The sequence below is a fragment of the Cellvibrio sp. QJXJ genome (assembly GCF_024452345.1).
Taxonomy (GTDB): domain Bacteria; phylum Pseudomonadota; class Gammaproteobacteria; order Pseudomonadales; family Cellvibrionaceae; genus Cellvibrio.
In genome coordinates this window covers 572,303-584,556 of the sequence record NZ_CP101662.1, presented here as the reverse complement: position 1 = coordinate 584,556, position 12,254 = coordinate 572,303, and the positions used below count along the sequence as shown (strand labels likewise).

Sequence of the window (12,254 nt, the reverse complement as noted above, 5' to 3'; positions counted from 1 at the left end):
TTCGCCATTTATGAAAAAATCCATTCACTGAAAACACTCAAAAAATGCAAACAACAGAATGCCAAAAGCCAGCACTCAGGCTGGCTTTTAAACAACGATTGCTAGCGAAAAGCTAATATATGATCAATTAGCGAATAGCTCTGATGGGCTCTTCGTTTAATAACTCATCCCGTGCGATGCGCTCCTCACGGCTCAAACCGCGACTACTATTGGCACGGCGCGCCTGGGGGCTGTAATCAAAATCAGGTTCATCGTCCTCAACATAGGCCTTATTGCGGTTTTGCCGGGTTGACTGACGGCGACGCGGTTCAGGGATCTCGTGAGTAGCCCCGCCTCTATGGCGGGTCAGCAATTGATAGATCAGGGACAGAATAAGGGCACAGCCCCATAGCCCTAACATAAGCTTCAAGACTGGTTTAACGCTGGCAAAGCCTCCATCCAGGAACCCGAAAAGTAGCGTATAAACAGCAGGTGCCATGGTCATTTTCTCTGCATCAATCGCATAGGGGGTGAACAGCACAACCGTCACGGTGATGACAAAAAAATGTGTAACAGCGCGACCAAAACGGCGGAACATTAGCCATGCCGCAAGCACACAACCTGTTGCACCTGTCAGGTACAGCATCCACGCATATTGATAGTCAGTCATATTTTCCACAGCAAATTCTCCTTCCGGTTCGCCAGCACTAGTTTCAGCCGCTCAATTAACCCAGCGAATAACATAATCTTCATAATCCTCAGGATCGACATCCTGCTCATGCACTACACGCCCCGCCACCGAAATACCGGCTTTATGCACCGAGTCAGGGTCGCCTGAAACTAGTGGATGCCAATCAAACAGCGGAAAACCATCGGCCACTAGCCTATAAGCACAGGTCTCCGGTAACCAATAGGTTTCCTTAACACTGTCCGGCGTTAATACGGCACAGGCTTCTACTAATTGTTGACGATCAGTGTATTCCTGACAACGACAGGTGTCATGATCCAAATAACGACAGGCAACCTTGGTGTAATACACATCACCCGAATCTTCATCTTCCAATTTGTGCAGACAGCACTTGCCGCAACCATCGCAGAGGGATTCAAACTCCTCCGGCGACATTTCCTGAAATGTTTTACGTTGCCAAAAAACTTGTTGTGCCATGACATGCCCAGATCATTAAAAAAGTGTCGATACTACTGGCCAGCCAGCTTGGAATTGAGCGCACGCAAACGCTCAGCTTCCGGGTCGCGATCATTGCGTGGCGGCAATTGCAAATAAAAACCTTGTGTTTCCAGGCTTTCAGCGACTTTTTCAACCGTCGCGTGAGCAAGCTTTTTACCGGGAGTTAACAGCAGAACCATTGCCTGCTGTGGACGACCAAAAAGCTTGAGTAAATCTGGAGGTACCTTACTCAACCCCTCCTCCTTTTTCACGTACAGATACATGCCCTCTTCCTTGGTGCTACGATAAATTTCACAAATAATTTTCACGGGTCTTCACCTTGTTATACGCCTAGTGCGACTAAACATTCTGTTGCCGAACAATACGCAACAAGCCTTCGCCAATTAGATCAAAACGCCAGCCCAATAAACGCTCGGGCAAACGATATTCGCCACCATTCATCCCGGAGCGAACCAAATGCTCGTAATCCTTTTTGCGAATCAATACTTCGGGCGGCAACTGGGCTTGTTCGGCGTATTCGCGCACATAATTTTTCAACGCCTTCATCAGCGGGCCTTCGCTTTGCGCTAAAGGCGGATCGAGTCGCGCAGGCCATGCAGCTTCATCCATTGCCAAAGCGTCGCTGACTATTTGTAAAATAGTTTCACTATCATTTTTTAAAGTGCGCGAGGGAATATCCGGTACACGTTGTAATTGCGTCACATCCTGAATTCTTTTACGCGCAATTTCCCATAATGAAGGCTCTTTTATTAACCTATTGCGCGGAATGTTGCGTGCCCGTGCTTCAGTTTCGCGCCAAATACAAAGCTGCTTTAAAATTAATAACTCCTGTTCACGCAATTTCCAGGCAAAACCTACTTTTTGATACGCCTCGCTAAAATCATCTGCTTTGCGCGCATTGCTTATCAAATCAGCACAATCACTTTTCACCCACTCCAAACGCTCGGTTGTTTTTAATAACTGCAATAATTTTCCATACACAATCAGCATATGCGCAACGTCAAGTGCGGCGTATTTTAATTGCGCTGCACTGAGCGGGCGCTGCAACCAATCCGAGCGAGTTTCTTCTTTGGGAATTTCAATAGTTAGCAGGTTTTTGACTAAATTGGCGTAACCCAACCCAAAGCCCAAACCTGCAAATGCGGCTGCCACTTGTGTATCAAATAATGGCGCCGGCACTACTCCCAACCAGCACTGAAATACCTCCAGATCTTCCGAACAAGAATGCAATACTTTGGTGACTGCAGGGTTTAGCATCAATTCGCGCAAAGGTTCGAGATTGCCAATCGCAAGCGGATCAATTAAATAGCATCCCTTGCCATCGCCAATCTGCAGCAAACCTGCGATGGGATAAAAGGTATCACTGCGCATAAATTCAGTATCAATCGCCAGCGCCGCTTGCTGTTGCCAGCGCGCGCAAAGCTCGGCGAGTTGATCGTCCTGATCAATCCAGATAGGTTCAGTGGGTATTAGCATTAAAATTACAAACTTCTGCGAGAGGAAAAAGCGTGCGCGAGAGTGCCGCCATCGATAAATTCCAGCTCGCCACCGAGCGGGACACCATGGGCAATACGCGAGACAGTTACATTCAAATTTTTAGCGCGTTCACTGATGTAAAAGGCTGTCGCTTCACCTTCCACTGTGGGGTTGGTGGCGAGAATGACTTCAGTGATCGGCTCTTGCTGTAACAAATTAATTAATTGATCGACACCAATATCTTCCGGGCCAATGCCATCAATCGGCGACAAATGCCCCAGTAGTACAAAATATTTACCTTGATAAGTACCCGCCTGTTCGATCGCCAATACATCGCCGGGGGTTTCAACCACGCATAGCAAACTGTTATCGCGCCGGTTATTGGCACAAATTCCACAATGGGCTTGCTCTGTAAGCGTGCGGCAGCGCTGGCAGCGCCCGACACCTTCAACTGCCTTATGCAAACTCAGCGCGAGCCGTTCAGCACCGGCGCGGTCACGCTCCAATAAATGCAACGCCATGCGCTGGGCAGATTTAGGACCCACGCCGGGCAAGCAGCGCAATGAGGCCATAAGGTCATCGATTAAAGGGCTGAACATTCAATTTCCAAAATTTGTAAGGGCGCCGCTTGCTACGCCCTGATATTTTTACGGTTTTTCAGGAGGCGCACGCGCCAACGATTAAAACGGCATTTTGAATCCCGGTGGGATTCCCATACCCGCAGTCATTTTTTCCATTTGCTCGCGATTTTGCAGTTCAATTTTACGCACTGCATCGTTCACGGCGGCCGCCAGTAAGTCTTCCAACATTTCTTTGTCTTCAGTCATCAGGCTTGCATCAATGTGTACGCGTTTTACATCGTGACGGCCAGTCATGACCACACTCACCAAACCGGCACCCGCCGCACCAGTGACTTCCGCTTTCGCTAAATCTTCCTGCATTTTTTGCATATTGGCCTGCATTTCCTGGGCCTGTTTCATCAAATCGCCGAGACCTTTCATAGCATCCTCTTCAGTAAATTAGATAAGTAAATTAGATTGGTTGAATGGTTTCTTCGCGCAATGTCGCACCAAATTGAGCGATGAGTTGCTGCACTACAGGATCATTTTTAATCGCATGGATTGCATCTTGTAAACGCTCCTCACGCAAACGAATCGCCATCATCGACGGTGTTTCGGCCGTCACTTGCCCCAGCTGGATATGCACGCGCACTGGCTCGACAAAATAATCACCCATTAAATCGGCAAGGCGCTTTTCATGGCTCACGTCATACAGGGTGCTATTGGCTTCATCCAGCACAAAAAAGAATTCATTGCCCTGGCGTTTAACCATTTGGCAATTCGCCACCGTACTTTGCAAAATACCGGTAACACCCAAGCCTAAATAAATTTCCGTCCAATCCGCAGGGCCCGCTTGTTCATAGGGAATTTTGCGTAGAGTTTTTGGCGTGGGAACCTTCACAGGTTCCGGCGCGGCTGCAATTTGTGTCGCAGGAACTGTAACTTGCTGCACTGCCGTTGGCGGCGGCTCAGCCGCCTCAGGCTTTTTTGGCTCGTTTACCTCGGGCGCAACGGGCGCTTCGTAATACGCGGGTGCGGGTTCGTATTCGTCTTCACTGGCCGGAACATAATCATCTTCGGGGGCATTGCCGTAAGCCTCCTCAAACGCAGGCGGAAGCTCAGACTCAACCGACCCACCCTGGGCTACAGGCTCAGGTGTAACACTCGCAGGGGGAGCTTCGCTTACCGTCGGAACTGGCGCTGGCGCGGCCACCGGAGCGACAACTGCCGGAGCCGCGACCTGTGGAGTCGATGAAGGCTTTATGGGTGCAGTCGATTGTGGCAATGTCTGGGTCGGCATCTCAATAACGCCCTGCGGCTTAAACGCCAGCATGCGCAACAACACCATCTCAAACCCGGCGCGCGGATCGGGGGCAAGCGGTAAATCGCGGCGCCCCAATAATGCAGTTTGATAAAACAGCTGTACGTCTTCCGAGGGCAATTGCTGCGCAAGCTGCATGATCCGCTCGCGATCACCGTGACTATTATCAACCGCTTCAGGTAGCGCCTGGGCAATCGCAATGCGATGTAGTACTGCTAACATCTCAGCAATCGCACTGGCGTAATCAGGTGCCTGTTCAGACATCCGCTCAACAGCAGCCAACACTGCCCTACCATCCAGCGACGCCAGTGCATTTACCACATCGTACACCGCTGTTTGATCGATGGTGCCGAGCATGGTACTAACTTCAGCTTCCGTAATTTTGCCGGAACCATAGGCAATCGCTTGGTCGGTGAGGCTCATCGCATCGCGCATACTGCCATCGGCCGCGCGCCCCAAATGCCAGAGTGCCGACTCTTCAAACGGTACCAATTCTTCATTCAATACAAACTTCAAATGCTGAACGATACGCTCAGGGTTCATATTTTTAAGGTTGAATTGCAAACAGCGCGACAGAATTGTCATCGGCAGCTTTTGTGGGTCGGTGGTCGCCAGCAAAAACTTTACGTGGGGTGGAGGCTCTTCCAGGGTTTTTAGCAGCGCATTAAAACTGCTATTGGAGAGCATATGAACTTCGTCGATCAGGTAGACCTTATAACGGCCGCGGGTAGGCGCATATTGCACGTTCTCCAGCAGCTCGCGGGTATCTTCCACTTTGGTACGCGACGCCGCATCCACTTCAATCAAATCAACAAAACGCCCCTCGGCGATTTCACGGCAACTGGAACACTGGCCGCAGGGCTCAGAGCTAACACCGGTTTCACAATTGAGGCATTTGGCAAGAATCCGCGCGATGGTGGTCTTACCCACACCGCGGGTACCAGTGAAGAGATAAGCGTGGTGCAAGCGGTTATGATCCAGCGCGTTAATAAGTGCCTGCAGGACATGCTCCTGCCCGACCATTTCCCGGAACACACGCGGGCGCCACTTGCGCGCCAGAACTTGATAGCTCATGCCAATTGCTGCTCTCTGTATGTGAAGTGTACTGGTTGCAAAAACAGGGCGCGATTATAGCTGCCAACGACGGAAATAAATACCGAACATAAGTACCCGACAAGCAGGACGAAGAGCAAAGTGTTAGCAAGGAAACAACAATGAAGTGAGCAACACAGAGTTTGGTAAATTGAATTAAACAGGAAGTTATAAAGAAGGAGGATTCACAATAAATGGGTGGCGACCTAACCAGCCACACCCCGGCACATAACTTACTGCTACCGTTGCTCCCTTCCGGGCCTGGCGGGGTTTACAGATCGTCATTGCGAGGGGACCGGCTAGATCACCATAGCAGCTTACGCAGTAATGCTCACTGGGAGTGGGCTACGCAAGAGGCGCGCATTATCATCAGTTTACCTCGGCATTGCAAGGCTCAATTTAAAGGGCAACTGGTTTAATTACCTCTACCGCACCACCTTAATTTACAGATGTCCCGATTGCAGTTCACAGCTGATCAAAAACGCAACAATCAATAAGCACCGCACGAAATTGTAATAAATCGCACCAGAACAAAGATTTTATTGCAGTGGCACTCATTGCAATTCCCTTTTGCGCCACTATCAACTAGGCTTGTTTAATATTTTAATGATCAAACACACCTAACGCTCAGGAGCATTATTTATGGCAACAGTGACCCTCAAAGGAAATCCATTCAACACTAACGGCAACCTGCCCGCTGCAGGCAGCAAGGCTCCCTCATTTAAACTGGTTAAAACAGATTTATCGGAAGTCTCTTTGGCTGATTTGGCAGGCAAGCGCGTAGTGCTGAACATTTTCCCCAGTGTCGATACCCCGACCTGTGCACAGTCAGTGCGTACATTTAACGCACAAGCAAGCGCACTGGAAAATACGGTAGTGGTCTGTGCCTCTCAAGACCTGCCTTTTGCATTAGCGCGCTTTTGCGGTGCTGAAGGTTTGGACAAGGTAATTCCCGCATCTGCCTTCCGCTCAGACTTTGCCAGTGACTATGGCGTAAAACTGATTGATGGCCCACTGACTGGTTTAACAGCGCGCGCTGTAGTAGTTGTAGGCACCGATGGCAAAGTATTGCACACGGAATTAGTAAGCGAAGTGGCGCACGAGCCTAACTACGACGCCGCATTAAAAGCACTCGCATAATCACGATTGTGCGAAAGCCAAAACGCCAGCCCTTGCGCTGGCGTTTTTATTTGCATCTTTAGGTGGTTTCTCGACCAGCTGATAACAGCAACAATCAACAAAGCCCCTATCAATCAAACTTCTTATCAAAAAGTCATTTTTATGACTAAAGACTCTTAAAAAATAAGATTTTTTAGCCTGCCCAACACGCCTGCCGCGCCTCGCCACCTATACTCAACCCTAATACTACTTGTTGTAGCGCATTAGCAATAATAGGGAGCCGAGTGCACATGCTCACTCAGGATGAAGCAAAAAAATCCGGCAGCGACTTTACCCGCGAACTTTTGGATGCAGTACCTGCAGGGATTATTGTCAGCCGTCAGGATGGCCGGATTAGCTACCTCAACGAAGAGGCTGAACGTCTGTTTGGTTACTCGCGCCATGAATTAATCGATCAAAATATCGAGACCTTACTGCCGGATCGCTTTAGCGGTAACCATGCCGATTTACGCCAAAGCTATTTGCAGCAACCGTCCACTCGCTACATGGGTGCAGGCCGCGACCTTTACGGCAAACGTAAAGACAACACTGAATTCCCGCTGGAAATTGGCCTGCGTCCACTGATTGCCGACGGCGAGCGATTTGTGGTCGCCACCATTGTGAATATCACCCGCCGCAAGCAACTTGAAGACCGCCTTGCCGCTGTTATCGATGCCTCACCCTATGGTCAATTACTGGTTGATGACAGAGGCATTATTCAACTGATTAACCCCAGCCTCCTGACATTGTTTGGCTACGAAAAAAATGAACTGCTGGGTAAGTCCATGGACGTGTTATTGCCTGAGCGTTACCGCGAGGGACACCAAAAGCTGCGCGAAGGTTATGTGCAAAAACCCTCACTCAGAGCCATGGGTTTAGGTCGCGACTTAACCGGCCGCCATAAAAACGGCACTGAAATTCCCATCGAAATTGGTTTAAGCCCTGTGGATAGCGACGCAGGGAAAATGACATTGGCAGTGGTGACGGATATATCCGAGAGAAAACGCCTCGAACTCAATTTAAAACAAGCGAATGCTCATCTGGAGGAATTCACCTATGTCGCCTCCCACGATTTGAAATCACCTTTGCGCGGCATTGCTGATTTGGTTGAATGGATTGCAGAAGACCTGGGCAATAACGTACCTGCACCCGTCACCAATAATATCGACCGAATCCGCATCCGCATCGGGCGTATGGAGCGGTTGATCGAAGACTTACTGCTTTACGCCCGTGCCGGTAGGCGCCATAAAGAATCAGCGGCGGTAAATGTGCCGGAACTAATCAATAACATTGTGGATATGCACCCGGTTCCCGCGCAATTCAGCATCAAACAAGATATCCACATCAATGAAATTTATGCTGCAAAAACACCACTGGAAACCGTGTTGCGCAATTTATTCAGCAACGCCCTTAAACATCATCATGGCACCACACCGGAAATAACCATCAGTGCTGAGCCGAGCGGCAGCTATTGCTTGTTTAAAGTAATTGACAACGGGCCCGGCATTCCCGAAATAGCACAAGAGCGCGTTTTTCGTTTATTTCAAACCCTTAATTCTCAGGAGGCAGGAGGTAGCGGGATTGGTTTGGCATTAGCAAAGCGATTGACAGAAAGCCACGGTGGGCAAATAGAACTCATCAGCAACAGCGAGCAACCAGGCTGCAGTTTTCATGTGTGGTGGCCGCGTTTTTCGAGGAAAGATATCGATGACTAGCGAACCCAAAATTAACATTTTGCTTGTTGACGACGATGATGTATCCGCTGAATCCGTCGTCCGCAGCTTGCGCAAAAATGCTGTTGATTTTCCCATCACCCTTGCGCGCGACGGCATGGAAGCCTTGGAAATACTGCGCTCCGCACACCCTCACCTCAGCATCACCAAACCGTATCTGGTATTGCTGGATTTAAATATGCCGCGCATGAATGGTTTTGAATTTTTACACGAAGTACGCAACGACAAAAAACTTCACAACAGTATTGTTTTTGTGTTGACCACGTCCGATGCCGAGTCGGATCGCGCTCGCGCATACGATGAAAACATTGCCGGCTACATGGTGAAATCGGCGGTGGGCCCGCAATTTTCCAAGCTTGCATCACTGCTTGAAAGCTATCGCTCAACAATCAGCCTTCCCAATTAATTAACGTCAATATCAGGATGATTCATTGATATGCAAGTAACGACTGTAGTGCGCCCGGTATCGTTACTCATTATTGAGGACGACGATGTTGATTTAGAAAAAATAAAACGACTACTGCAAAAAGGTGCCCTCAATGTCACCATTACTACCGCCACCTCAACCAACCAAGCGATAGAATTTATCAATCAACACACATATGACTGTGCAATTTTGGATTATCGACTTCAAGATGGATTGGGCTCGGAATTACTACTGCAGATAAAAAATCACAAACAAAACCCCACTCCCGTAATTATGATTAGCGGCAACAGCGACGAGCGCATTGTCGCTGACATTATGCGCGAGGGTGCATTTGACTACCTACCCAAACGCCAACTTACTGCTGAGACCTTAATTACTACCCTTGAAGCAAGCCTTATTTGGGCAGAACAAGCGCGCCTGCAACAAGAGGATCAAGCGCGCGTACACCACCTTGCCGAAGGCTTACCTCACCTCGCATGGACATGCACACCGGATGGGGCCTGTGATTATTTAAACCAACGTTGGTGTGATTACACCGGTATTCCCAAAGCAGAACAAATGGGCACAAACTGGATAAACGCAGTGCATCCTGATGATCGCGAATACCTTGCTCGCAACTGGGCAAAAGCAGTCGCTAACCGGGAGGAAATGTTTGTCAAATTTAGGATTCGTCGAAACGACGGCCACTATCGTTGGTTTGATACCCGTGCAATACCGCAAAAAAATTCACAAGGTGATGTACTTCGTTGGTTGGGCACCAACACCGACATTACCGAAATGGAATCGACTCGTCAGGCACTGGCTCACAGCGAGCAGTTATTCCACGCTGCGTTTGATTATGCACCGCTGGGTATGGCGCTGATTAATATGCAAGGAATTATCATCCAAACCAACCCGGCACTGCGGCACCTACTGGGGTATGACAATCAGGGAAAAACACAAACTGCCAGCTCAGCAAAACCACTGCTTAAAATCAGTGATCTTTTTATCGCAGAGGATATAACCAATGCGCTGGTTGAGCTGGAGCGACTTTACAGTGGCAATCAACTATTTGCCCAATATGAAACCCGCTGCCAAACCCATAATGGCAACAGCATTCCCACTATGATCAATGCGGCTTATATTAAAGAATTTTCTGGCGAACCTTGTTACCTGCTACAAATTTACGATTTATCCGAGCGCAAACGCTATGAACATCAGCTGCTGAAACTCGCCCATTTTGATAGCCTTACCGGTTTGGGCAACCGCGAAAAAATGAACCGAGAGATTGAATTTTTAATCCGCAAAGCCAGCCGCAGCACAGTCCCTTTTGCAGTTATTTTTGGCGACCTGGATCACTTCAAACAAATCAATGATGGATTAGGGCACGAGGCGGGCGACATACTGCTAAAAACTGTCGCGCGTCGGCTGCAAAAATCGCTGCGCCACGAAGATATTATTTGCCGCTTGGGCGGCGATGAATTTGTAATTTTATTACCTGACATTCCGCGCTTTGAAGCCGTAGCTTCGGTAGCCGATAAACTCCTGCAAAAAATTCACAAACCGATTCGCCTGGGGAAAAATCGTGTACATGTCAGCATGAGTTTTGGCATTGCCCTTTACCCCACCGATGGCGATGATGCCAAAACCCTGCTGCGCAATGCCGACAGTGCTTTGTATGATGCCAAAGCAAAAGGCCGCGGTTGCTATCAACTGTACCGCAAGGAGCTGACTGAATACGTTCACAATCGCTTACAGTTGGATGCCGACCTGCGCAAAGCAATTATCAATCACGAATTTGAGGTGCACTACCAACCGGTGATTGATCTTGATACCAATCAGGTTGTTTCTGCCGAAGCACTTATTCGCTGGAATCACCCCAAACGCGGGCGTGTAGGGCCGGATGAATTTATCCCCTATGCACAAGAAAGTGGTTTGATCTTGCCCATCGGTAATTGGATCATCAACGAAGCATGTCATCAGCTTGCGCTATGGAATAGCGAGGGTATACATATCAATATATCTATTAATGTTTCTGCGCGGCAGTTTATGCAGCAAGATCTATTGCCCTTTTTTGAACAGATGCTTGAGCAATACAACTTGCGCGGCGACCAACTTACCATCGAAATCACCGAGCAAATGTTTCTGGAAAATACGGAAAACAATTTGCGACAAATTACCCAACTTAAAAACCTGGGCATTAAAATATCGTTGGATGATTTTGGTATAGGTTATTCATCGCTGAGCTACATTTTGCGCTTTTCCCCGCAGTACCTGAAAATTGATCGCTCGTTTGTCAGCCTAATTGGCACCGGCAAGGAACATGATGAAATGGTAAATGCGATCATCGGGCTCAATAAAATAATTCCCATGCACATTGTTGGCGAAGGAATTGAAGAGGAAAACCAACGCCACTTCCTACACTCACGCGGCTGTGATTTAGGCCAGGGTTATTTATTTTCAAAGCCCGTACCGCCCGACCAGTTGGCACACTTTATTAACAGCAAACAACCCGCCACACTCTTGCTAAATTGAGCATCAACCCCCGCAAAAGCGGCCCTATATTCACACACCGGTGTAGATTTTAACGTCACATTATATTAGTCTTGCCAAAGCTGTTAGCAGGGTATTTTTTGTAAAAAACCAATAGATATCCCTGCTAACGGCCTACCAAATAGTCATTAACTTAATACGATAAAAAGGAAAACAGGATGTCTCGTTTCAAACTATCTGCGTTATTGGTTCTGGTTACTGCATTGGTTAGCGGCTGTGCCACCCAGGTAACGGAAACCCCGTCAAAAGTAACACCAGCAACTACCGACTTGGGCGAATTCAGTCAGGTTATTTTAGTCAAAACTGAAATTGCACCAACCTATGCTTCTCACCCCGCCAACTTAAAAGCAGTCAAAAAAATTGATGAAATTCTTGCTGAACGTTTGGGTGGTGTTTTGGAGAACATGCAGGTAAAAACTCTGGATCAAATCAAATCTGAAAATTTGGCTAACAATGGCAATGTGCTGTTCATCAAGCCCTATGTTAAACAAATCAAATTTATTGGCGGTGCAGCCCGTTTTTGGGCTGGTGCAATGGCTGGCAGTTCGGTAGTAATTATGGACGTAGCTTTTGAAGACGGCGCAAATGGAACCAAACTAAGTAACCCCGGTTTTATGCGTAAAGCAGGTGCCTATACCGATGCATTTGGTGTTGCGTCCAACGCAATGTTGGATGACGTTGCACAAGACGTTGTTAACTATGTAGCAGCGAACAAATAATCACGCGTTAAAACTCACGCGCTTGATAAATACTGTTCGTATAGATAAAAGGCTGCCGGAAAAATAGGCGG

12 protein-coding genes and 1 other RNA gene are annotated in these 12,254 nt (G+C 48.2%); 5 read left to right on the top strand and 8 right to left on the bottom strand.

Annotated elements, in window-relative coordinates; all coding sequences use genetic code 11:
• Positions 1-127: 127 nt before the first annotated feature.
• From NNX04_RS02635 to ffs, 8 genes are all read right to left on the bottom strand, one after another.
• Complete coding sequence (locus NNX04_RS02635) at positions 128-649, bottom strand: hypothetical protein (protein ID WP_261948387.1); 522 nt, start codon at positions 647-649, stop codon at positions 128-130.
• A gap of 51 nt (positions 650-700) precedes the next feature.
• Positions 701-1,144, bottom strand: coding sequence for a YcgN family cysteine cluster protein (locus tag NNX04_RS02630; protein ID WP_261947400.1), 444 nt, complete (start codon positions 1,142-1,144; stop codon positions 701-703).
• 32 nt (positions 1,145-1,176) lie between these two features.
• The gene (locus tag NNX04_RS02625; RefSeq protein WP_151057976.1) at positions 1,177-1,473 is read right to left on the bottom strand and encodes a YcgL domain-containing protein; all 297 of its coding nucleotides are present in this window, start codon (positions 1,471-1,473) and stop codon (positions 1,177-1,179) included.
• 31 nt (positions 1,474-1,504) lie between these two features.
• Positions 1,505-2,641 (bottom strand): ribonuclease D, encoded by a 1,137-nt coding sequence (rnd, locus tag NNX04_RS02620; protein ID WP_261947399.1) that lies wholly within the window; start codon positions 2,639-2,641, stop codon positions 1,505-1,507.
• Positions 2,642-2,646: 5 nt separating this feature from the next.
• Entirely contained in the window at positions 2,647-3,240 is a 594-nt protein-coding gene (gene recR, locus NNX04_RS02615; protein ID WP_151057980.1) for a recombination mediator RecR, read from the bottom strand.
• An 81-nt stretch (positions 3,241-3,321) separates the two neighbouring features.
• Positions 3,322-3,642: a YbaB/EbfC family nucleoid-associated protein gene (locus NNX04_RS02610; protein ID WP_007641584.1), complete on the bottom strand. Its 321-nt coding sequence runs from the start codon at positions 3,640-3,642 to the stop codon at positions 3,322-3,324.
• 31 nt (positions 3,643-3,673) lie between these two features.
• Positions 3,674-5,596, bottom strand: a complete 1,923-nt coding sequence (dnaX, locus tag NNX04_RS02605; RefSeq protein ID WP_261947398.1) for a DNA polymerase III subunit gamma/tau — start codon at positions 5,594-5,596, stop codon at positions 3,674-3,676.
• 223 nt (positions 5,597-5,819) lie between these two features.
• Positions 5,820-5,915, bottom strand: an RNA gene (gene ffs, locus NNX04_RS02600) — signal recognition particle sRNA small type.
• A 341-nt stretch (positions 5,916-6,256) separates the two neighbouring features.
• Here ffs and tpx point away from each other — a divergent pair.
• From tpx to NNX04_RS02575, 5 genes are all read left to right on the top strand, one after another.
• Complete coding sequence (tpx, locus tag NNX04_RS02595) at positions 6,257-6,754, top strand: thiol peroxidase (RefSeq protein ID WP_007641589.1); 498 nt, start codon at positions 6,257-6,259, stop codon at positions 6,752-6,754.
• 269 nt (positions 6,755-7,023) lie between these two features.
• A complete protein-coding gene (locus NNX04_RS02590; protein ID WP_007641593.1) occupies positions 7,024-8,487 on the top strand; it encodes a sensor histidine kinase in 1,464 nt (487 codons plus the stop codon).
• Positions 8,480-8,911, top strand: a complete 432-nt coding sequence (locus tag NNX04_RS02585) for a response regulator (protein WP_007641595.1) — start codon at positions 8,480-8,482, stop codon at positions 8,909-8,911. The genes NNX04_RS02590 and NNX04_RS02585 overlap by 8 nt, the downstream gene beginning before the upstream one ends.
• A gap of 30 nt (positions 8,912-8,941) precedes the next feature.
• Positions 8,942-11,446, top strand: coding sequence for an EAL domain-containing protein (locus tag NNX04_RS02580; protein WP_261947397.1), 2,505 nt, complete (start codon positions 8,942-8,944; stop codon positions 11,444-11,446).
• A gap of 176 nt (positions 11,447-11,622) precedes the next feature.
• Entirely contained in the window at positions 11,623-12,183 is a 561-nt protein-coding gene (locus NNX04_RS02575; RefSeq protein ID WP_007641598.1) for a hypothetical protein, read from the top strand.
• Positions 12,184-12,254 lie beyond the last annotated feature (71 nt).